This window comes from Epilithonimonas caeni DSM 17710 (genome assembly GCF_000426465.1).
Lineage (GTDB): Bacteria > Bacteroidota > Bacteroidia > Flavobacteriales > Weeksellaceae > Epilithonimonas > Epilithonimonas caeni.
The window spans coordinates 197,481-219,578 of record NZ_AUFK01000013.1 but is presented as its reverse complement, the minus strand read 5'-3'; the positions used below and the strand labels follow the sequence as shown (position 1 = coordinate 219,578).

Below are 22,098 nucleotides of genomic sequence, written 5' to 3'. Positions count from 1 at the left end.
AAATTTACTAAATCTAATATAAGATTCCATTATCATAAGATAGTTAAACAAACGCACTCATCCCTGTAATCGAACGCCCCACAATCAATGAGTTGATTTCCTTGGTTCCTTCGTAAGAATAGATTGCCTCTGCATCGGCAACGAAGCGGGCAACGTCGTGTTCCAAGAGGATTCCGTTTCCGCCCATTACTTCCCTTGCCTGCGCCACAACATCACGGGTTCTCAGGCTGCAGAAAACTTTTGCCAAAGACGCATGTTCATCTTTCAAAATACCGGCATCCTGCATCTCGGACAATCTGAAAACTAAAGTTTGCATCGCGGTCAGATTCGATAACATTTCTACCAAATGTCCCTGAACTAGTTGAAATGACGCAATCGGTTTTCCAAATTGTTTGCGTTTCCTGGTATAATCCAGAGCACTTTCGTAAGCACCTCTTGCACATCCGGTCGCCATCCACGCCACGCCGGCTCTGGTCATTTGAAGGACTTTTGCGGTGTCTTTGAAACTGTTGGCGTGTTCCATTTTCTGAGAATCCGCAACGAAACAATCTTTCATTGTAATCAATCCGTTTTGGACAATTCGGAGAGCCATTTTTCCTTTGATTTTTTCAACTTCAAATCCTGGTGTATCTTTTTCAACAATAAAACCTTTAACCTGATTGTCCTCTAAGTCTCTTGCCCAAATGATAATCACATCCGCAAAAGTGGCATTTCCAATCCATTTTTTCTGTCCATTCAGAATCCAGCCACCTTCTACTTTTTTGCAAGTCGTCGTTAATCCGCCAGCTGCGCCCGAACCAACTTCCGGTTCTGTCAATCCAAATGCACCAATCAAATCGAATTGCTGCATTCCCGGAAGGTATTTTTGTTTCTGTTCTTCGGAACCACACATATAAATCGAACCCATTGATAATCCGGACTGAACACCGAAAAACGTTGCCAACGATGCATCAACTCTGGCAATTTCCATTGCAATAACGCCTTCCATTAGAAATGGTAAATTCGGGCAGCCGTAACCTTCGTAAGTCACTCCACAAAGATTCAGTTTTTTGAATTTGGGAATCAGTTCGTGTGGGAAATCGTCTGTCAGCCAATATCTGTTGACCAACGGTTTGGCTTCTTTTTCCATAAACTCACGGACTTTTAACTGGATTGCTCTTTGCTCATCCGTCAGTTTCATATGCAGCTCATAAAAATCGCCGTTGATGGGCGGTAATTCTTTTTTCTTTCCGGAAGAATCAAGCATTTTCGTCAGACCTTTGATTTGATTTTCATCGAGTTTTGAGAATTGATCCATCAGTTTTGGAAGGTCAACTTTTTGGGAAATTTTTGCGATTTGGTCTATATCGATATGTTTCAGGAGGTTAAAAATTCCTTTGATTTTGGAAATAGTGCTGTTCATAAATTCTGTTTTCTTGTAGAATGCAATTAATATTCCTAAAAAGCTTTTACAAATATTGGAACTTCAATTTTTTCTTTGAAAAATAGTTTTACAAAAAATTAAAAATCAGATAGTTAAAACACAATCTTAGTTTACAAATAGTTTCGGATTGATTTGCAAAATAGCTTTCATCCTAATTATCAATTTTGGAATAGGCCGTTTCGATTAAATGTCTGAACGGAATTTGGAACGCCGAAACCCGCAGCCCGACTTGAGTAGAGCTCGTCATTGCGAGGGAACCCTTCGACAAGCTCAGGATAAACTACAGGCAGATTAAGCTGCCCAAACCTAACGAAGTGGTTCGACGAAGTCAAATCAATATCAATAATTAATATCTAAAATAATCTCATTATGAAAACTAAATTTTTATCAATCAGTTTACTTGCTTTGACTTTGTTTGCTTGTAAAAAAAGCGAAATGGTAGAATCTGCTTATGCATCTGCAGATTATGTTGTTGACAGCGCATCCGTTTCGGACAGTATTTCTATGGCTGCGACGCAAAATGTGAAAGACCGACAATTTGTGAGAACAGCGGAAGTGGATATGGAAGTAAAGGATGTTTATGATGCGACAATCTCTATTGAGAAGCAGTTGCAGACCATTGGCGGATTTGTGACCAAGAGCAGAATGGAGGCGCAGACTTTGTCGGAAAATACTTACAACACGTCGGATGAATCGGCGATATTGATTAGAAAATTCCAGAATCAGAACAGGATGCAGGTAAGAGTTCCGACTCAGAAATTGGGAGAATTTTTGGATTTTATTAATGATAAAAAAGTGTTCCTCAATTCCAGAATCATTTCCGCAGAAGATGTTTCTGCCGGAATCCGATTGGCAAAACTGGAATCTGAAAGACAAGCTAAAACCAAGTCCAACATTTCTCAACTGAAAGCCGGAAAAGATAAAGTGAATCTCGATGATAACAATATGTCCGAAGCTAACCTACAGAAATATTCTGACGAAATTCTTTCCGATAATTTGAAATTCTCAACAGTTGATATTTTCATCAAAGAGCCTAAAACGAGTGTTGCGAAAATCCCGATCATCAATACCAAAAACATTGATAATGAATATAAGTACAATTTTCTGTATGATGTGAAAAATGCTTTTGTGGAAGGATTTTATCTGGTTCAGCAATTATTTGTTTTCCTGATTTCTGTCTGGCCGATTGTCCTGATTGGAGGTTTGGTATTTTACTTTTTGAGAAGAAGAAAAATGGATGTTAAGACCGAAAAATAGATTTACCGCAAAGGCGCAAGAAAAATTATCTCGGGCGTTTAAAAGTCGCAAAGTTTAATTTGCGACTTCTATCAGTGTTTAGAGAAATTAATTGCGCCTTTGCGTTTGGATAATTTTTATTTCATAATTTTGCAAAACGATGTTGAGAAAGTTTCAATTGATATTAATGATTTTCTGTTTGGGAATTTTTGTATTTCCGAAGCAGAATTTTAATGTTCAGTTGGCTCAAAGTTCTTGTTGCGAGGCTCAGAAAGAAAACTCAGACTGTTGCAAAAAAGAAGAGAAAAAATCAGATTCCTGTCATCACGATTCCAAGAAAGAGAAAGACTGCAAAGACAATTGTACCACTTGCAAAACCTGCAGTTCGGGATTCGTTTTTTCTGTTGTTCTGAATAATTTCGACAACAAATTGAAAAAACCGATTTTCAAAATACACAATCCATTTTCTTACTATTCACAATCGCCTTTAGCAAGGTCTTTTAATATCTGGCAACCGCCTAAACTTGGTTAATTTTTTTATTTAAATGGCTTCGACAGGCTCAGCCTGACGAGTTTGAAGAATAAACAGTTAGTATTAGAAATGTCACTCTGAGCGAAGTCGAAGAGTCTTTATTACAAAACAATTAAAATTAATCAAAATGAATACAATCATAAAATCAGGAATTTTATTCCTTTCCATATTTTTATTCTCCAATTTTTCTGCTCAAACCAAATCCTTCAAAGCCAGAGTAGAAGGCAACTGCGGAATGTGCAAAGAACGCATCGAAACGGCTGCTAAGTCTGACAAAAACGTAAAGTCAGCCGACTGGAGTATGAGCAAAAAAGTCCTGACCGTAAGTTATGACGCTTCCAAAACCGACAAAAAAGCGGTCTTGAAAAACGTTGCAGAAGTTGGTCACGACAACGAAATGTTCCGTGCTTCTGACAAAGTCTATGACGATTTGGATGCCTGCTGCCAATACGACCGTCCTGACAACAGCAAAAAAATGGCGAAAAATGCCGATACAAAACAAGTCTGCGAACTTAAGTAATTAATTTAAATTTTTGACGATGAATTATTTAAGTAGAAAACTTATGTTTTCTGTGCTGCTCGTTTGTTCCGTATTGTCTTTTGCACAAACCGTTACAGAACAATTTTTGGTAAAAGGAAATTGCGGACAATGTAAAGCAAGAATAGAAAAAGCAGCCTTGAAAGCTGGCGCAACAACCGCCAACTGGACAGCCGGTAATCAGACTTTGACAATGACGCTTGACGAATCGAAAGTCAAATGTGACGATATACTGAAACAGATCGCTGAAGTTGGTCACGATAATGAGAAATTCAAAGCACCTGAAGAAGCTTATAAAAATCTGCCTGCTTGCTGTCTCTACACGAGAGGTTCTGATTTTGAAAAACCGAATGACACACTTGAACATCACTCAGATTCTGATGCGAAAACGAATCAGATTGAAGGTGTAAAACTGACGAGGGAAAAAGAAGCAACAGCTATCAGCAAAAAAGAAGCAGGATTAATTTTCAATATCAGCTCCAAAGAATTGTTGAAAGCCGCATGCTGCAACCTCTCCGAAAGTTTTGAAACCAATGCGACTGTGGACGTTTCATTCAGTAATGCGGTTACAGGAACCAAGCAACTGAAAATGCTCGGACTAGACCAGAAATATACGCTTCTTACCAAAGAACAACTGCCGGAAATCCGTGGATTGGCTTCGCCTTATGGACTGAATTTCATTCCTGGAAAATGGATTGGCGGAATCCAGTTGACCAAAGGCGGAAGTACGGTTGTGAACGGCTACGAAAGTATCACAGGACAAATCAATACGGAACTTTTGAAAACGAAAGATGATGCTAAAAAAGCTGAAACGGAAATCAATTTGTTTTCTGATAACAACGGACGAGTTGAAGCGAATGTGACGAGTACTTCTCCAATTTCAGAAAAATGGACTCAAAGTGTTTTGTTACACGGCAACGGAACGTTTGGCGATACGGATATGAATGATGACGGTTTTCTTGACCGGCCAAAAGGCAGTCAGTTAAATGTTGCTTATCTATTGAATTACAATGACTTGGACAACTCTGGTTTTGCTTCGCATTTCGGAATTAATTATCTGAAAGATGAGAGAACAGCCGGACAAATCGGATACAATAAAAGGATTTCTCAGAAAGACCAATCGCTTTATGGTGTTGGGATTGATATTTCGAGATTCCAGGTTTGGAACAAAACGGGTTATGTTTTCAAAGGGAAACCTTACCAAAGTCTCGGCTGGATGAATCAATTGACGTATCATCAACAAGATAGCTTTTTCGGATTGAGGAATTATTTTGGAAAAGAAACTTCTTACTATTCTAATTTGATTTTCGAAAGCATTATTGGAAACACGAACAACAAATATAAAGTTGGAGCAAGTTTTCTTTATGACAAGTACGATGAAGATTATGGCTTTGGTCAGACCGAGGCTCTCGAAGTCTACAAAAGAACCGAAACCGTTCCCGGATTGTTCGCAGAATATACTTTGACCGGCGAAAAATTCACTTTGGTAACCGGTGCGCGTGTTGATTTTCACAATCTTGCAGGAACGCAGTTTACACCAAGAATGAACTTCAAATATGATTTGACACCGAAAACCATTTTCAGAATTTCAGCAGGAAGAGGTTTCCGAACAGCGAATATCTTTGCAGAAAGTCAGTCCTATTTTGCATCCAACCGACAAATCCAAATCATCAATAATGGTGGCGAAATCTATGGTTTGAAGCCGGAAATTGCGTGGAATTATGGAGTGAGCCTACAACAGGAATTCAAATTGTTTGGAAGAAAATCAACCGTTTTGGCTGATTTTTTCAGAACGGATTTCCAGAATCAGGTGGTGACAGATTTGGATGAATCTGCTCAGAAAATTTTGTTTTACAATCTTGAAGGAAAATCTTTTGCGAACAGTTTCCAGACACAATGGGATTTTCAGCCGTTTAAAAACTTAGATTTTAGATTGGCTTACAAATATTATGATGTCGCTTTGGATTACTTGAGCGGATTGAAAAAAGTGCCTTTTATGGCAAAACATCGCGGATTTGCGAACCTGGCTTATTCAACCAACAAAACGGAGAAAGGCAGATTTTGGAGCTTTGACACGACTTTGAATTTAGTTGGAAAACAAAGACTTCCGAATACAAAATCGAATCCGACAGAATTCCAAATTGGAGATTATTCGCCAAGTTATGCCACTTTGAATGCTCAGATTTCCAGGAATTTTTCTGAGAAAATCAGAGTTTATTTGGGTGGAGAGAATTTGACCGGCTATCAGCAAAAAGTGGCGATTCTGGATGCAGGAAATCCGTTTGGAAATTACTTTGACGGCGGAATGGTTTATGCGCCAATCATGAAACAGAATTTCTATGTTGGTGTGGATTTTAAGTTTTAAATCTTTAAAAATAATTATAAAAAACCTCGTCGAGCGACGAGGTTTTTTATTGATGGTCTTTATTATAAAATTCAGCCATCAATTTATTCGCTTTTTCGAAATCATTTTCTGAGACTTTCAGCTGAACACCTTCATTTGTATTATTAAACAAATTGAAGGTATTTGCCATAATATTTCCAAATACAAAGGCTTCAACGCCGTTCGACTCTAAGAAAATTCTGAGCATTTCCGCTTCGATTTCCGTATTGAATATTTTGAGTGTTATTAATTCCATTCTTATAATTGTTTGAGAATTGCTTTGTTGATTTCATTAATCAATTCCGGACCTTCGTAGATGAATCCTGTGTAAAGCTGAACAAGACTCGCGCCAGCTTCCAGTTTTTCCAAAGCATCCTGTGCAGAATGGATACCACCAACGCCGATGATTGGAAACGCTTTTCCACTTTTCTCCGATAAAAATCTGATGACTTCCGTAGAACGTTTTGTCAAAGGTTTTCCAGATAATCCACCTGTTTCGGATTTGTTTTCTGAAACTAAATTTTCTCTGGACAAAGTTGTATTAGTAGCAATCACACCAGCAATTTGTGTTTCTTTGACAATGTCGATAATATCCAAAAGCTGTTCATCTGTCAAATCCGGCGCAATTTTCAGAAGAATTGGTTTTTGTTTTGGTTTTTCAAGGTTGAGGTTTTGAAGCGTTGATAATAATTCTGTCAAAGGTTTTTTGTCCTGAAGTTCACGGAGATTGGGCGTATTCGGTGAACTGACATTGACTACGAAATAATCAACGTAAGGGAATAATTTCTCGAAACAGATTTTGTAATCGTTGACGGCTTCTTCGTTTGGCGTTATTTTATTTTTCCCGATGTTTCCGCCAATTAAAATTTTGTCAGTCTGAGCCTGTCGAAGACTATTTTTCTTCAGACGTTCAATTGCTTCGTCTACACCGTCATTATTGAAACCCATTCTGTTGATAATTGCAGAATCTTCCTTCAATCGGAATAATCGTTTTTTATCATTGCCTGGTTGTGGTTTCGGTGTCAAAGTTCCGATTTCTATGAATCCGAATCCAAGGTCAGACAACTCATTGAAGAGTTTGGCGTCTTTATCAAAACCCGCTGCTAATCCAACAGGATTTTTGAATTTCAGCCCGAAAACTTCTCGTTCCAGACGTTTATCTTCAATTGGTTTTGGTAAAAATAATTTGGCAAGAAATCCAAAATTCTTCAGAATAGAAAATGTAAAATAGTGAACTTCTTCTGGGTCGAATTTGAAAAGAATCGGACGAATCAGGGTTTTGTACATCGGAGAAAAGTTTTACAAATCTACGTTTTTGTGAGGAAAATTGATTAAAAAAAACACTTAATAACGAGTTAAACACAAAGGCGCAAAGGGAAATTTTGAATGTATTGCGTTTTAGGGCACTAAGTTTTTGAAGAATCTTCGATTTTCTTTGTGTCTTAAAACAATTATAATGAAATAGCTTTTGTGTCTTTGTGTTTGATATTCATAAGAATTTAAGAAGGATAAACTAAAATCTTTATATCTTTACTTAGATTTTATCCGAAATTTTAAATGATCCCACCTACTTTTCATAAAAGTTTAATTTATATATTTTTCCTTTTGCTTCTGCCTTTTCAAGCTTTTGCAATCACACCGAAAGATTGTGAAAAAATGATTGTTGAAGGTATAGAAGCGATGAACAAAAAGGATTTTACCAAGTCTCTTCAAATCCTTACCAAAACAAGAAAAATTGCTCAGGATAATAAATGGTACCGCGAAGAATTCCTTGCCACGAACAACATCGGTGCGAATTATTATATGAGATTGGATTATGGCGAAGCGCTCAATAATTACCTTGATGCTTACAAAATAGCCGTTGCCCATCTGGATGAAAAATCAGAAATGACCGTTCTCAATAACATTGCGATTCTCTATTCCCGAGATAATAAAATTGATAAGGCCAAAGATTATTTTTCAAAAGCTTACGAACTTGCCGGAAAAGTTAACAACAACAATTCCAAAGGATTATACGCCATTAACCTGACCATTGTTTATAATGAAAAAGGTGATTACAAGACCGCAAAAAAATATATCGATGAAGCATTGAAACTGACTGTAAACTCTCCATATTATCTTTTGGCAAAATCTACCGATATGGAAACTTTGGTCAATCTGGAAAAGTATGATGAAGCGGAGAAAATGGCCAATGAGCTTCTTCCACAGCTGAATGGTGTAGAATATTCTGAACATAAAACGCAGGTTTTATATAATCTTTCTGTAATTGCAGAACACAAAAATGATTTGGACAAGTCTTTTCACTATCTGCAATTGGCAGAGAAAAGTAATTTGAATTATGATTTTAAGGAAAATCTTTTCGAGAGATTCAGTAAGCTTTACAAAAAAGCGAACAACATAGACCGTGCCGTTGCTTACAAAGATTCTATAATGGCGGTGAAAGATTCGGTGAATAGAATTAAAAACGGACAGCTTTTCGAGAACAGTAAGATCAAATTCGAGCTTCAGAATTCTCAGAAAGATCTGGCAGAAAGTCAGGGAAAACTGACAACCCAGCGTTCTTATTTTATCAAAGGAATTTTGCTTGCCATCTTTATTATTGGAATTATTTTTTGGGCTTTGAGAAATAGTATTCTGAAAAATAAACAACAGAAAATCATCGAACAAAACAATGCAGAGATTGCTAAACTCGAGCTCGAAAAAGAAAAAAAGAATAAGGAAATCCTTGAAAATCAGTTAAAAGAAAAAGAAGTTTCGGCTTTGCTGGAAGAAGAAAAATATAAGAATGAGATCGAGGCCAAAAACAGAAAACTGACAACCAAGGCTTTACAGCTTTCCACAAAAATCGAACTTATCGATGACCTCATCAATACGCTATCCAGAGAATCGGACGATCTGAACAATGTGGATATCAGCAGTATCATCAAGCAGTTCAAGATCCTTCAGAAACAAACGCACGAAGAGGAAAGTTTTCTGGTTCATTTTGAAGAAGTGAATCAAGGTTTCCTTTCCAGATTAAAACGACTCCATCCCGACCTCAATTCCAATGACATCAGATTCCTTTCCTATGTCTATATGAATCTGTCGGTAAAAGAGATCTCGACCATTTTTAACATCACTCCAGAGGCTTGTCGCAAGAGAAAAGAGCGGATCACGAAGAAGATTGGCGATGATGAAAATCTAGACCTATATACTTACATTACAAGTATTTAGAAAAAATGTCACGTTATTTCTGAGTGAGCGTCCTACTATTTCCCCTTTAATTTTTTGCATTGCTAACATTTATCATAACATTTGTTAGATAAAAAATTAGATATATGAAGAAAATTACTTTTTTTGCGGGATTGTTATTCGCACTTTTTACCCATAAAACGAATGCCCAAGTCCAGGTTTTGGGCAAAAATGAATTCGGAAGGATCTTTGAAGTCACCTACAGCACAGCGGAACAAAACACCGTTTACGCCACCACGATCACCAATCATATTTTAGTTTCTAAAGACAATGGCGTTTCCTGGGAAGTTTTCTTTTCAGTTCCAACAGAAATAGGAAACATTACCAAAATGAACATAAGCAAAGATGGTTCTTTTCTTACCTTTTCTACGTTGAAAGGTGGAATTGGCGAAGTTCATATTTTTGATATTGCCACCAAAACTATCACGAAAACATTCTCAATGCCAAATATATCCGAAGGGGCCTATGTTTCGGCTTATAATTTCTTTGGTGATGATAAAAACAACCTGATCGTAAGTTCTCAGTTTCCGTTTGGATTAGGAACCGCCAACCGTGTTTATACAACCAATGATGGTGGGCAAAACTGGAAAGAAATTTACTACTCTGTGGATGATAACCATAATATTATCACGAGCTATGTCGCCTTCAACCCTGCTGATAAAAACAAAGTTTACATTGCGAACGGCAACGGAAGTGAAGGTATTGTTGGTGGGTTGATGATTTCCAATGATGGCGGCGATACCTTCACAACAAAATTGGAAGGAAGTGTTCTCGGCACTCTGGAATTCAATCCAAATAACCCTAATGAGATCTATGCCGGAACAGGGATCAGCTTCGGAATGACCCCGGAAAAACTTCATCATTCAACGGACGGGGGAACTACCTGGGAAGACAAAGATATCACCTGGGGAAGCAACGGAATCCTTAATAATATTATCGATATCAAGTATAACCCACTGGATAACAACCACATCATTATTTTGGAGGAAGATGAGATCGTTTCCACAAAAGATGGCGGTGCAACCTGGCAAAGTGTAGAATATCCTTATGATAATTTGGACAGCTATTATTACGGGATCAAAGCAAGCTTCAATCCTTTCAAAGCAGGAGAGTTGTTCATTACTGCGAATTACAAACCATTGTTTTCCGCAGATAACGGAACAACGCTCACACAGGTACAAACACCATTTTTCAGTTCTACCGGAAGAGTAAGTTTATTTGAAAATGAAACCTCTAAACATCTTTTCTATAGTGTCCAGAATGGTTTTGTCCACAGAAATCTGGCCGATAATTCTGAGAATGCTTTTGATATTCAGGCTCTTAATATTTTCACTAATAATAATGGACCGGCGTACATCCCGGATTCTAAAAAAGAAGGCAGGGTTTATTCTTACAAAGGTGGATTTTTGGGTTCTACTTTGGCGATGAGTGATAATTTTGGCGCTGATTTTTCTCCAATTTTTGAAACTTTTACAAATGGATTGACCAATATAATTCCTGACCCGCAGGTTAATAATCAGATCTATGCAACATTCAACAATTGGGACCAGGGCGAATTGGATAAAATCAACTTCAACAATCCGAATGATATTGTAGTGACCAACATTCCGCTTCCGGCTCAGGGTGCGGTTTACAAAATCCTTCATCCGAATAATATCTCTGATGAGTTTTTTATTCTAATTGGTTCCGAAGTTTATAAAACAACGAATGGCGGAACAGATTGGACCCCAGTTTCTTTGGGAAGTGATTTCCCATCAGATGCTGCGGTTTTTGATATCGTCCAGAATCCTAAAAACGCTAATCAATTGGCTTTAGGAACATCCAGCGGAGTTTATGTTTCCAATGATAAAGGCGCGACCTGGAGTCTGACTGGAGAATTTGTGGCGAATAAAGTAGCTTACTCTGATGTCAATCCCGGTGTTCTTATTGCGACAACTTATACTTCTCAATATACTCAATTCAATGTTTATTATTCTGTAGATAATGGTGCCAATTGGGAAGGTGTCGACAGAAAAGACCTTTTGTACTCAGAAACCAACTCTGTAACAATGGATTTCTCAGACAAGAAGGCCTTTATCTACATTGCATCTGCAGATCTGGGGCTTTTGGGTTATAATCTCCCATTAGATGTTTTGGCAACCGGAGAAGTTTCCGGAGACAAAGCTAAAGTTCTGGTTTATCCGAATCCTGTTGCAGACGTTCTCCGCATCGATAACAAGAACCTTAAATCTGTTGCCCTTTACAGTATGGAAGGCAAAAAACTGATTGAAACAACTAACAGCGAAATGACCGTTTCTCAGCTTCCGAAAGGCGTTTATGTGCTTAGAGTAGTAACTTCTGATAACAATATTGTCAGCAAAAAAATCATCAAAAAGTAATAGTTAGTAAAAATGATCAGAAAGGCTTCTCAGAAATGGGAAGCTTTTTTGTTTTACGTCTTCAAGAACTAAATATACTTTCCAAAATCAAAATTCAATATTTTTCCTATTTGTAAAAAACCAGGATTCACACTCAGACTCGCATTGATGGAAATATCTTGATTTGTGATGGGATGTTTAAAATTAAGTTGATGAGAATGCAAAGGCATTGCAGTAACATTAAAAGTATTCAACCACAACTTATTCTGCTTATTACAACCATGTTTCCGGCATCCTAAAATGGGATGTAAAACATGTTTGAAATGCTTTCTCAGTTGATGAAATCTCCCAGTTTCGGGAATTGCTTCTACGAAAGAATACCGAGAAGTTGGATGTTTTAAAAATGGTAAATCTATTTCGGAAGTTTGCAGACGACGGTAATATGTTATGGCATTCTGAACGATTTCATTTTCATTGGTCAGATCGTAATCAATCGTTTCTTCCTCTTTTGTCCAGCCGCGTAGAATCGCCAGATATTTTTTCTCCACTTCACGGTTCATAAACTGGTCACTCAATAATTTAAGCGTTTCTTTATCGAAAGCAAATAACAAAACTCCCGAAGTTTTCCGGTCCAGACGATGCACAAGATGAACTTTTTTTCCAATTTGATTTGTCAGTTTTTCTACGGCATATTCGTCTGCTGGGCCTGCATATTTTGACTTATGAACTAAAAGTCCACTCGGTTTGTTGATGGCGATAAGATAGTTGTCTTGATAAAGAATTTCTAACATTTTGCAAAAATAGAGATTTCCGACTGACTTTCTAGCCCTGATTGGAGCGGCATCCTTTTGTCTGCCTTACGTAATGGAGTGGAGAAAGGTAGAGAAAAGATATAGCCCTTCGACAAGCTCAGGATAAACTATCAGCAAGGTTCCCGGCTCCTAAAAAAAATCATTCGAAATCACTTAAAATCGTTATTTTTGCACTTCAATTCAACATAAATTATGGCAAAGCAAGAAGATGTTTTCAAAAAAGTGGTTTCCCACGCTAAAGAATATGGTTTTATTTTTCCTTCCAGCGAGATCTATGACGGACTTTCGGCAATCTACGATTACGGACAGAACGGTGCGGAACTGAAAAATAACATCAAACAATACTGGTGGAAAGCGATGGTTCAGCTGAACGAAAATATCGTCGGGATAGACTCTGCCATTTTTATGCACCCAACCATCTGGAAAGCTTCCGGGCATGTGGATGCGTTCAACGACCCGTTGATTGACAACAAAGATTCTAAAAAACGTTTCCGTGCGGATGTTTTGGTGGAAGATTACTGCGCCAAAATCGAGGACAAGGAAAATAAAGAAATAGAAAAAGCGGCAAAACGTTTTGGTGACGCTTTTGACAAAGCTGAGTTTGTAGCCACCAATCCAAGAGTTTTGGAATACAGGGCAAAAAGGGAAGCAATTCTTTCCAGATTGGCAAAATCTCTTGAAAAAGAAGATCTTGCGGATGTCAAAGCTTTAATCGAGGAATTGGAAATTGCTGACCCGGATACAGGTTCCAAAAACTGGACGGAAGTGAGACAATTCAACCTGATGTTCGGAACTAAATTAGGGGCTTCTGCGGATTCTGCAACAGACCTTTACCTAAGACCAGAAACGGCTCAGGGTATTTTTGTGAATTATCTGAATGTTCAGAAAACATCCAGACATAAATTGCCTTTCGGGATTGCTCAGATCGGTAAAGCATTTAGAAATGAGATTGTTGCGAGACAGTTTATTTTCAGGATGAGAGAATTTGAACAGATGGAAATGCAATATTTTGTACCTCCAGGAACTGAATTGGAATTCTATGAAAACTGGAAAAAAACACGTCTTAACTGGCATTTGGCACTTGGTTTAGGAGAAGAAAATTACCGTTTCCACGACCACGAGAAACTAGCGCATTATGCGAATGCTGCGGCGGATATCGAGTTTAATTTTCCATTCGGATTCAAGGAGCTGGAAGGCATCCACAGCAGAACGGATTTTGACCTTTCGGCTCACGAGAAATTCTCCGGCAGAAAGATCCAGTATTTTGACCCGGAAAGAAATGAGAATTATGTGCCTTACGTTGTAGAAACATCAGTTGGTCTGGACAGATTGTTCCTGGCAATTTTCTCACATTGTCTGAAAGATGAGGTTTTGGAAGATGGTTCAGAAAGAACTGTTTTGAGTCTTCCGCCAGCTTTGGCACCTGTAAAAGCAGCAATTCTTCCATTAGTTAAAAAAGATGGATTGCCTGAATTTGCGGATAAGATCTTCAATGACTTGAAGTTTGATTTCAATGTGATCTTTGAGGAGAAAGACAGCATTGGAAAACGTTACAGAAGACAGGATGCGATTGGAACGCCTTTCTGTATTACTGTTGACCACGATTCTTTGAATGATAATACTGTAACTTTGAGATACAGAGACACAATGGAGCAGGAAAGAGTTCCTGTTTCTGAATTGAGAAGAATTATTGATGAGAAGGTGAATTTTAGGACGTTGCTTTCTAAGATTTAAGGAAATATTATTTTTATATAGTGAAAATCCCGATTTAGTATTTGGGATTTTTATTTTATTAAGAAATAAGCAAAACCAAAATTATTTTGCTTTCCATTTTATACCATCAGTATAAACCACCTCATAAGCTCTCGCAGTTAGAATTTTATCCCCATTTCTACTTAAAACATTCCATTCAGAAGTTCTCTTTTTTCCTGCTTTTAAAACGTCATCATCAAATCCTCCGCCATTTCCGTCTGTAATACCCATATCTGCTGGTCCTCCAAATGAATCTTCTCCATACCATTCAAATTTAATGGCTTTTATATCTTTATTAGAAATATTTTTATAGGTTAATTCTACATCTTTATAATTTGAATATTCCTTTTCTATAAAACGAGAATTCATTACCTTCACAGGGGCATCCGATTGTTCTTTATTTTCAAGAGCAGATTCTTTCTTAACAGATTTGGTAATACTGTCAACCATCAACTGTGCTTTCATTTCAATTTCAGGAGAATATTTCTTTTCTTCTTTTTTACAACTTATCAATAAAATTGTAATTAAAATAATGCTAAGGTTCTTCATAGTTATTTATTGATTGATTTCTAGCAAATATAAAAATTACTTTAAAATTAATTTTACGGAAATCAGTAATTGGCTGTTGAAAATCCCGACATTTGAGTTCGGGATTTTTTTGTTTAAACTATGACTCAACCAATCACATTCTCCGCAGAAATCCAACAACACCAATACATCAACGCTGCCTTTGTCAATTTTCCGTTTGATACCGTAGAATTATTTGGAAAAAAAGGACAGATTAAAGTCAAAGTTTTATTAGACAATAAGATTGAATACAGAAGCAGTCTTGCGAATATGGGCGGCGGTTGTCATAGATTAGGACTGACCCAAGACATCAGAAAAGAATTGGGAAAGACTTTTGGAGATATTGTAGAGGTTAAGCTTTGGGAAGACAAAGAAGAACGAATCGTCATTGTACCTGATGATGTCCAGGAATTGCTTGATCAAAATGAAAAAGCGAAGGAGATCTATGAGAAAATGTCTTACACGCACAAAAAAGAATATATCCGCTGGATAGAAGAAGCCAAAAAAGCAGAAACCCGAGAACGCCGGAAAATCAAAATGATAGAAATGCTCCTGGAAGGAAAAAAGGGAATCTAAAATTTTAGATTCCCTTTTTATTTATCTAACTTTTGCCAAATGGATCACATTATTGCCCTGAGAAATCAATAGTGAATCTTCAGAAGATTCGGCAGAAATCGTATTCCTTTCATAAAGTTCTCCTGTTGGAGTGGCTTTCTTGAAGTCCAGAACATATTTCATATTATTCGCTTCGATAGTAATTGTTTTCGCTTTGCCATCGTCTATGAAAGTAGCTTTTGCCCGGCTTCCGTCGCTGGCTTTATATGGATAGGAAATCGATGTTGTTTTTTTGCCATTGACTTCTTTCTCGGCAGAAGTTGTTGTAACCGTATCGATCTTGCCATCTTTCTCCACAATTTCCGTTTTTGTTGAGTAAGACTCTGACATTCTTTTGGTGTCATTTTTTTTGCAGGAAACTAAAGCCAATGAAATAGCAAGAGTGGAAATTAAAATGTTCTTTTTCATAGTTATAAAATTTAAAATAGATGATTTGGGTTGCATCAAATTTTTGTCCAAAACCAAAAACCCCGAAACTAATTTCGGGATTTTTTGTCACATGGATAAAAGAATTTATTTTTTCAAGGATTTTATTCCCATTTCGAATAAAGCAAAACTTAAAAGGTCAGCATTTTCGCCGATCACCTGCTCGGTAGAACGCCCTGCGCCGTGACCGGCATTCTTCTCGATTCTTAGCAAGATCGGATTGTTGCAAGTTTGTTTTTCCTGCAACTCAGCACCAAATTTGAAGGAATGTGCCGGCACTACTCTATCATCATGATCACTGGTAATGATCATTGTTGACGGATAACAGGTTCCAGCCTTCACATTATGAACCGGGGAATAAGATTTCAGGTACTCAAACATTTCTTTGCTGTCTTCGGTAGTTCCGTAATCGTAAGACCAGCCCGCACCTGCTGTGAATTTATTATATCTCAACATATCCAAAACCCCAACGCCAGGGAAAGCTACTTTTGCCAGGTCTGGTCTCATGGTCATTGTCGCCCCTACCAAAAGACCACCATTTGAACGTCCGGAAAGTGCCATATATTCCTTGGAAGTGTAACCTTTCGACTGTAGATATTCTCCAGCCGCAATAAAGTCATCAAACACATTTTTCTTCTGTTGTTTCGTTCCTGCATCATGCCATTTTTTACCATACTCACCGCCACCACGGATGTTCGGAACCGCATAGATTCCTCCATTCTCCATCCAGATGGCATTCACGACGGAGAAAGCTGGCTGAAGGCTGATGTTGAAACCGCCGTAAGAATAGAGAATGGTCGGATTTTTACCGTCCAGTTTAGTTCCTTTTTTATAGTTGATCATCATTGGAACTTTGGTCCCGTCTTTTGACGTGTAGAAAACCTGCTCAGAAACATAATTCTCCGGGTTGAATTTCACTTTCGGTTTTTGATAGACCTCTGATTTTCCGGAATCTACATTGTATTTGTAGATCGTTCCCGGCATAATATAATTGGTAAAAGAATAATAGATGTCTTTCTCCTTTTCCTTACCTCCGAAACCGGAAACTGTTCCCTTTCCGGGCAAAACAATTTCTCTGACAAGTTTCCCCGTCTTATCAAATTGCTTCACAAGGCTGATGGCATCTTTCATATATTTCCCGAAAAAGTATCCGCCACCTTCAGAAATGCTCAACACATTTTCAGTTTGTGGAATGACATCTTTCCAGTTTTCCGGGCTTGGGTTTTTGATGCTGGCTTTTACCAATCTCATATTCGGCGCATCTTTATCTGTGAAGATGAAAAGCTCGTCGCCCTGCGTATCTACAATATCCGCATTGATGTCAAAACCTTTGTTAATCTGGATAAAATCTCCTCCATTTTTAAGATCTTTGACATATAATTCGTTGCCGTTGGTAGCATTAGCGGCTGAAATAATAAGGAATCTCTGATCTTCGGAAACGCCAGCAGAAAGATATCTTCTCGGTGTTTTTTCGCCTCCGAAGATCAGTTGATCTTCGGATTGTTTTGTTCCTAATTTGTGGAAATAAACTTTGTGCTTGTCCGTCATTCCGGAAAGAACCGTTCCTTCCTTCGGCTTATCATAGCTGGAGTAATAGAAACCTTCGTCGCCTTTCCAGGCAATCCCACTGAATTTCACATCCACTAATGTTTCATCGATTTGTTTTTTACTGATGGCATCGATGATGATGATCTTGTTCCAGTCACTTCCACCTTCTGAGATAGAATATGCCGCAAGGTTTCCTTTCTTATTGAATGACAAATTGGAAAGTGAAGTCGTTCCTTTGTCCGAAAAAGTATTGGGGTCAAGGAAAACCTCTGTTTGTTTGGCTTTGTTATTGGTTCTGTAAAGCACAGACTGCGCCTGTAATCCGTTATTTTTATAATAATAAGTATAGTCACCTTCTTTGAACGGTGCTCCTATTTTCTCATAATTCCAGATATCTCTCAATTGATCTTTGATTGTCTCTCTAAAAGGAATTTTCGATAGATAATTCTGGCTGTAAGCTACTTCTTCGTCCACCCATTTCTTGGTCGCTTCAGAATCGTTTTCCAGATCGCGGAAAGGGTCAGAAACCTGAGTTCCGAAATAGTTATCGACTTGAATTCCTTTTACGGCTTTGGGATAGTTAGATTGAGTCATAGTTTGAGCTTGCACACCCATGTAGAAAACCACGGCTGTCGTTGTAAGAATTGATTTTACTTTCATTTTTAACTTTTTGAATGGTTTCAAAATTAATAAAAATTCTATCGACAGTAATCCTGAGCGAATAAATATTGTTGTTCAGAAAAAATCATCACTAAGTTTGATACACCTTTTATGATTCCCAATTATTAATAATATCTTTATCGCCTGTAAAACATCGGATACAAAAATTCCCTCGCCAAAGACGAAGGAACTCGATGAAATATGAATGTTGTGCTTATTTCTGACTTAGAAAATATTCTGCTTCAGCTTTTCCCCATTTTGGGTCAAGAGAAGATTTTGATTTGTAAGTACCGAACTGCTCAATCGCTTTTTTGAATAATTCTGCACCTTTGGTTTTGCTTCCACCGAATTGTTCAGGTGTAAAATAAGCATCCTCTGCCTGCAAAACTGTGATTCTTGGATTATTTGGGTCCAATTCTATGGCCTTTGCCAGTGCTTGCTGGGCAACAGGTGCTTCGCTCATATATCTGGACATCGGGTCTGCCATCATTCTGAGTCCGCTGGTCATCTTTTTCAGAATGAAAAGTTCAGCATTGTTGGGGCTTAATGTTTCTGCTTTTGCGATGTATTTTTCTGCTTCCGCTGCAACTGGGTCCAATCCGGATTTATCATCGCCTCGCATCAGGATTCTTCCCTTTTGGATGGTTGCAAATGCGGCGTAATAGTAAGGCAACCATTGTGTACTTTCCTTGATTCCTATCCTATCGAAATCGTTTGCTAAAGCCGTGAATTCGTCCGGTGTTTTGTGATCTTCCACTTTAGAGATCTTCTCTGTCATTGCTTTTTCATAAGCGGTCTGGGCAAATGCTGTAAATCCTACAAAAATTAATGCTGCTGTTAAGAATAGATTTTTCATAATGAATATGTTTATTTGTTATTTTGAATTTCTGATTCAAAGATAGAATGAGTTTTCGCTTATTGAAATTTTATTCTGCCGAACTGTCGTTTTTAACGTCTGAGCCGTAATACTTTAAACTCGGTTGTTATTAAACACAAAGACACAAATTTCATTTATAGACTTTGCGTTTTTAAGGCACTAAAAAATCTTTGATTAATCTTTAAATAATTTAGCACAAATTCAAATTTTCTTTGTGTTTAACCTTTAATCATTTACAAATTATTATTAATCGCATCATTCGTCTTATCAACTCCAAAACTTACGAAGACTCCTACAAAAACAAACGTATTCACTGGCGGTCTAACAGCTGTTCTGTTATTGCCATCAGCAGAATAATTATAGCCGTAAATATTTTTATTACCCAAAATATTATTGATGCTCAAAACAAATACAGTAAATGACTTCGAATCTTTCTTGCCAACGCTTGGAACATAATTGATACTGAAATTTAGCCCGCTGTAATCTTTTAATTTCCCTTGATGGCGAACAATATTCTCTCCATTTTCGGAAACCAAATCATAATAAGGTCTTCCTTTGGAATAAGTATAGGACAAATTAAATCCAGTTTTCCAGTCCATCACAAACTTCTTCGCCACCGCATTGAAAGTATGTTTTGAAGCGAAATTCGGAGCTAAACTAAAAGGATAGTTTAAGAAGTCTCTTTTAGAATCCAGATAGGAATAAGTCAGCCAATAATCGATATCTTTGAATGTTTTTTTATCTCTCCAGAATAATTCGACTCCTTTTGCAAAACCTTTTCCTTCATTACTATTCGCAATCTGATAATATTGGTTATTTGCCGAAGAGACATTGTCTGCCAATGAAATGGTTTTGATCAGATCATCGTATTTTTTATAAAATGCCTCAAATCTCAAACTTCTCCCATCCGAATTTTTCTGAATCTGAAAGATATAATGGTCTGCTCTCTGAAAATCAAAATTCTTGCTGTAAAGATATTTGCTTTCCGGATTTTGATAGAAGATTCCGTAAGCCAGAGAAGTTGTCCAGTCTTTGGAAATTCTGTAAGCCAAAGCAGCTCTTGGTGAGAAATTCCATTTACCGAGATAAGAAGAATGTTCTGTTCTTGCTCCTATTTTTGCCGTTAAATTATTAGTGAAGATCAAATCGGTTTCTGCAAAAGCAGACGTAATCAAATCATTATAATTTCTTTCGAAAGTTCCATATTTCATATTTTCATCAGCATTGTTTAATTCAAATCCAGCTCTCAAAATACTTGCTCTATTGATTTTTCTTTCGATAACTGCTTTTGCATTGATGTAATTTGATTGATTATTGATTGGTGTATCAGATTGCTCAATATTATCTTTAAAAGTAGCAAAATTCAAATCGCTAGAATTATAAGTATAAGATGTTCCGATATTCAAAAGATACTTCCCGAATTTCTCTCTATAAGACAGGTTATGATACATATTCTGACCTTTCAGACTGACCATATTTTTGTCAGAATCCGGCTCTAGGCTCTCTGACCCAACTGCCATTTTATTTTCATCTACGCTTCCATAATATTTGATGAAACCTCCTTTTTTGGTTTTGATTCTGAAATTCCCATCGAATCCGTAACCTTGCGGATATCTGTCAAAATCTGTATTGAAGTTGAATAATTTTCCCATCAATCCAAGATTCGAATAACCACCTGCAACGCCCCAAGAAGCCGTTTTTTCCTGATTGAGTTTCTGATAGTTAGCACTAAGGAAAATCGGGGAAACTCCGAAGTTAAATGATGTCGTATCCGGCAGATCCACGCTTTCCAAAATCAAAACCGATGACAAAGCCTGCCCATAAACCGCAGAATATCCACCACTTGAAAACACATTACCTTTGAATAATGATGTATTAAAACGGTCTCTCCCGGCAATTCCCGGAACAGAATTGGTGAAATAATTATTGACCAGATTGCCATCCATAAAGATCTTTGTTTCTGCTCCGGTTCCACCTCTCACAAATAATCCCTCACTCTCTCCTACTTTCTGAACGCCTGGTAAATAACCTAAAGCTGAGGAAATCTGTCCGTTAGCTCCGGCTGTTGTATAAACGTCCAAAGGTGTCAACAGAGCTGTCGTACGTTTCTTGTCGCTGGCTTCTATACTTCCCGCAGTAATCACAACGGCATTAATTTCGTTAATTTGCTCTTTTAAATTAGCATTCATTGAGATATCTTTTCCTTCAATTTTTACAGATAGCTCAACTTCGTCATAATTTTGTCCTGAAAAAACCAAAATCTTATCTCCGGTTTCTGTGGTGGTGAAAGAATAATTTCCATTTTCATCCGTGGTTGCACCGTCATAAGTATCTTTAAGCGTTACATTAATGTCTTTCAATGTTTTATTCTTATAAGTTACTTTTCCGGAAATAGTAATTTGTGACCAAATGCTGATACTGATCAAAAGAAAAAAAAGTGAAGAAATCCTACCTTGAGTTGTCATAATGTTAATTTTGATTCAAAGATATTTCAGGGAATGACAATATTAAATTAATTGTAACCGAACTGTAGATATTCCTAACCGAATCGTAAATGTTTCACGTAAAACATTAGGTTCAGAATATTGGCTTTAAATTTGTTATATCTACAAACAACAAATAAGCTATTTTTATGAAAAATCTACTACTTGTGGGCATTGCAGGTCTTTCTTTGGCTTCGTGCAAAACGGTATCCAAACAATATATCGTTCGCCCAAAATCCCATACAGAAACTCAAGGGACTGCTAATTTTACACAGAAAAAAGGAAAAGTCGAAATGGATCTGAGTATTTTTAAATTAACACCCGGTCTTCACGCCGTTCACATCCATGAATTTGGAAATTGCAGTGCAACAGATGCTTCATCTGCCGGCGGACATTGGAATCCATCAAAAGATGACCACGGAAAATGGGATACCGAACACTTCCATATGGGTGATATTGGAAATTTGGAAGCTGATAAAAATGGGCAGGCACAATTGATCTTTACTACGGATAAATGGTGTCTTGGATGTGATGACCCAATGAAAAACATTATTGGAAAAGCCATCGTTATCCATTCTGGCGTTGATGATTTTCATACGCAACCTACTGGAAATGCGGGAGGAAGAGTGGGTTGTGTGGAGATAAAGTAGAATCTGAA

General features: G+C 37.4%; 18 protein-coding genes. 9 read left to right on the top strand and 9 right to left on the bottom strand.

Annotated elements, in window-relative coordinates; genetic code table 11:
- Window positions 1-43: 43 nt before the first annotated feature.
- Window positions 44-1,402 (bottom strand): acyl-CoA dehydrogenase family protein, encoded by a 1,359-nt coding sequence (locus K319_RS0106515; protein ID WP_027382913.1) that lies wholly within the window; start codon window positions 1,400-1,402, stop codon window positions 44-46.
- A gap of 390 nt (window positions 1,403-1,792) precedes the next feature.
- Here K319_RS0106515 and K319_RS0106510 point away from each other — a divergent pair, with 390 nt between their 5' ends.
- The 4 genes from K319_RS0106510 (at window position 1,793) to K319_RS0106495 (ending at window position 6,094) form a co-directional block, all read left to right on the top strand.
- Window positions 1,793-2,680 carry a DUF4349 domain-containing protein gene (locus K319_RS0106510; protein WP_027382912.1) on the top strand — a complete coding sequence of 296 codons (888 nt, stop codon included), beginning with the start codon at window positions 1,793-1,795 and terminating at the stop codon, window positions 2,678-2,680.
- A gap of 166 nt (window positions 2,681-2,846) precedes the next feature.
- Complete coding sequence (locus K319_RS19940) at window positions 2,847-3,191, top strand: hypothetical protein (RefSeq protein ID WP_051230499.1); 345 nt, start codon at window positions 2,847-2,849, stop codon at window positions 3,189-3,191.
- 127 nt (window positions 3,192-3,318) lie between these two features.
- Entirely contained in the window at window positions 3,319-3,711 is a 393-nt protein-coding gene (locus K319_RS0106500) for a heavy-metal-associated domain-containing protein (protein ID WP_027382911.1), read from the top strand.
- Window positions 3,712-3,730: 19 nt separating this feature from the next.
- Window positions 3,731-6,094 (top strand): TonB-dependent receptor domain-containing protein, encoded by a 2,364-nt coding sequence (locus K319_RS0106495; RefSeq protein WP_034671509.1) that lies wholly within the window; start codon window positions 3,731-3,733, stop codon window positions 6,092-6,094.
- 46 nt (window positions 6,095-6,140) lie between these two features.
- On the opposite strand, the gene K319_RS19935 is transcribed toward K319_RS0106495, so the two are convergent.
- Entirely contained in the window at window positions 6,141-6,368 is a 228-nt protein-coding gene (locus K319_RS19935) for a putative signal transducing protein (RefSeq protein WP_051230497.1), read from the bottom strand.
- Window positions 6,369-6,370: 2 nt separating this feature from the next.
- Window positions 6,371-7,399, bottom strand: coding sequence for a quinone-dependent dihydroorotate dehydrogenase (locus K319_RS0106485; protein ID WP_027382909.1), 1,029 nt, complete (start codon window positions 7,397-7,399; stop codon window positions 6,371-6,373).
- Between the two features lie 369 nt (window positions 7,400-7,768).
- On the opposite strand from K319_RS0106485, the gene K319_RS0106480 reads away from it, so the two are divergent.
- Window positions 7,769-9,325 (top strand): tetratricopeptide repeat protein, encoded by a 1,557-nt coding sequence (locus K319_RS0106480; protein ID WP_169712653.1) that lies wholly within the window; start codon window positions 7,769-7,771, stop codon window positions 9,323-9,325.
- 104 nt (window positions 9,326-9,429) lie between these two features.
- Window positions 9,430-11,721 (top strand): T9SS type A sorting domain-containing protein, encoded by a 2,292-nt coding sequence (locus tag K319_RS0106475; RefSeq protein WP_027382907.1) that lies wholly within the window; start codon window positions 9,430-9,432, stop codon window positions 11,719-11,721.
- Window positions 11,722-11,789: 68 nt separating this feature from the next.
- Here K319_RS0106475 and K319_RS0106470 read toward each other — a convergent pair whose 3' ends face one another.
- Complete coding sequence (locus K319_RS0106470; RefSeq protein WP_027382906.1) at window positions 11,790-12,491, bottom strand: pseudouridine synthase; 702 nt, start codon at window positions 12,489-12,491, stop codon at window positions 11,790-11,792.
- A 213-nt stretch (window positions 12,492-12,704) separates the two neighbouring features.
- On the opposite strand from K319_RS0106470, the gene K319_RS0106465 reads away from it, so the two are divergent.
- Window positions 12,705-14,246, top strand: coding sequence for a glycine--tRNA ligase (locus K319_RS0106465; protein ID WP_027382905.1), 1,542 nt, complete (start codon window positions 12,705-12,707; stop codon window positions 14,244-14,246).
- Between the two features lie 81 nt (window positions 14,247-14,327).
- Here K319_RS0106465 and K319_RS0106460 read toward each other — a convergent pair whose 3' ends face one another.
- The gene (locus tag K319_RS0106460; RefSeq protein WP_027382904.1) at window positions 14,328-14,813 is read right to left on the bottom strand and encodes a hypothetical protein; all 486 of its coding nucleotides are present in this window, start codon (window positions 14,811-14,813) and stop codon (window positions 14,328-14,330) included.
- Window positions 14,814-14,933: 120 nt separating this feature from the next.
- On the opposite strand from K319_RS0106460, the gene K319_RS0106455 reads away from it, so the two are divergent.
- Window positions 14,934-15,407: a YdeI/OmpD-associated family protein gene (locus tag K319_RS0106455; protein WP_027382903.1), complete on the top strand. Its 474-nt coding sequence runs from the start codon at window positions 14,934-14,936 to the stop codon at window positions 15,405-15,407.
- A 21-nt stretch (window positions 15,408-15,428) separates the two neighbouring features.
- Here K319_RS0106455 and K319_RS0106450 read toward each other — a convergent pair whose 3' ends face one another.
- The 4 genes from K319_RS0106450 to K319_RS0106435 form a co-directional block, all read right to left on the bottom strand.
- A complete protein-coding gene (locus K319_RS0106450; protein WP_027382902.1) occupies window positions 15,429-15,854 on the bottom strand; it encodes a hypothetical protein in 426 nt (141 codons plus the stop codon).
- Between the two features lie 105 nt (window positions 15,855-15,959).
- Window positions 15,960-18,014 (bottom strand): prolyl oligopeptidase family serine peptidase, encoded by a 2,055-nt coding sequence (locus K319_RS0106445; RefSeq protein WP_235696091.1) that lies wholly within the window; start codon window positions 18,012-18,014, stop codon window positions 15,960-15,962.
- Between the two features lie 280 nt (window positions 18,015-18,294).
- Window positions 18,295-18,936 (bottom strand): tetratricopeptide repeat protein, encoded by a 642-nt coding sequence (locus K319_RS0106440; RefSeq protein ID WP_027382900.1) that lies wholly within the window; start codon window positions 18,934-18,936, stop codon window positions 18,295-18,297.
- 254 nt (window positions 18,937-19,190) lie between these two features.
- Entirely contained in the window at window positions 19,191-21,422 is a 2,232-nt protein-coding gene (locus K319_RS0106435; RefSeq protein WP_027382899.1) for a TonB-dependent receptor, read from the bottom strand.
- A gap of 167 nt (window positions 21,423-21,589) precedes the next feature.
- Between K319_RS0106435 and K319_RS0106430 the strand changes: the two genes are divergently transcribed.
- On the top strand, window positions 21,590-22,090 hold the full coding sequence (locus K319_RS0106430; protein WP_027382898.1) for a superoxide dismutase family protein: 501 nt from the start codon (window positions 21,590-21,592) through the stop codon (window positions 22,088-22,090).
- Window positions 22,091-22,098 lie beyond the last annotated feature (8 nt).

Bases quoted from the DNA above. Each gene is read 5' to 3' on its own strand.
- K319_RS0106515 (WP_027382913.1), bottom strand. From the start codon at position 1,402: ATGAACAGCACTATTTCCAAAATCAAAGGAATTTTTAACCTCCTGAAA.
- K319_RS0106510 (WP_027382912.1), top strand. From the start codon at position 1,793: ATGAAAACTAAATTTTTATCAATCAGTTTACTTGCTTTGACTTTGTTT.
- K319_RS19940 (WP_051230499.1), top strand. From the start codon at position 2,847: ATGATTTTCTGTTTGGGAATTTTTGTATTTCCGAAGCAGAATTTTAAT.
- K319_RS0106500 (WP_027382911.1), top strand. From the start codon at position 3,319: ATGAATACAATCATAAAATCAGGAATTTTATTCCTTTCCATATTTTTA.
- K319_RS0106495 (WP_034671509.1), top strand. From the start codon at position 3,731: ATGAATTATTTAAGTAGAAAACTTATGTTTTCTGTGCTGCTCGTTTGT.
- K319_RS19935 (WP_051230497.1), bottom strand. From the start codon at position 6,368: ATGGAATTAATAACACTCAAAATATTCAATACGGAAATCGAAGCGGAA.
- K319_RS0106485 (WP_027382909.1), bottom strand. From the start codon at position 7,399: ATGTACAAAACCCTGATTCGTCCGATTCTTTTCAAATTCGACCCAGAA.
- K319_RS0106480 (WP_169712653.1), top strand. From the start codon at position 7,769: ATGATTGTTGAAGGTATAGAAGCGATGAACAAAAAGGATTTTACCAAG.
- K319_RS0106475 (WP_027382907.1), top strand. From the start codon at position 9,430: ATGAAGAAAATTACTTTTTTTGCGGGATTGTTATTCGCACTTTTTACC.
- K319_RS0106470 (WP_027382906.1), bottom strand. From the start codon at position 12,491: ATGTTAGAAATTCTTTATCAAGACAACTATCTTATCGCCATCAACAAA.
- K319_RS0106465 (WP_027382905.1), top strand. From the start codon at position 12,705: ATGGCAAAGCAAGAAGATGTTTTCAAAAAAGTGGTTTCCCACGCTAAA.
- K319_RS0106460 (WP_027382904.1), bottom strand. From the start codon at position 14,813: ATGAAGAACCTTAGCATTATTTTAATTACAATTTTATTGATAAGTTGT.
- K319_RS0106455 (WP_027382903.1), top strand. From the start codon at position 14,934: ATGACTCAACCAATCACATTCTCCGCAGAAATCCAACAACACCAATAC.
- K319_RS0106450 (WP_027382902.1), bottom strand. From the start codon at position 15,854: ATGAAAAAGAACATTTTAATTTCCACTCTTGCTATTTCATTGGCTTTA.
- K319_RS0106445 (WP_235696091.1), bottom strand. From the start codon at position 18,014: ATGACTCAATCTAACTATCCCAAAGCCGTAAAAGGAATTCAAGTCGAT.
- K319_RS0106440 (WP_027382900.1), bottom strand. From the start codon at position 18,936: ATGAAAAATCTATTCTTAACAGCAGCATTAATTTTTGTAGGATTTACA.
- K319_RS0106435 (WP_027382899.1), bottom strand. From the start codon at position 21,422: ATGACAACTCAAGGTAGGATTTCTTCACTTTTTTTTCTTTTGATCAGT.
- K319_RS0106430 (WP_027382898.1), top strand. From the start codon at position 21,590: ATGAAAAATCTACTACTTGTGGGCATTGCAGGTCTTTCTTTGGCTTCG.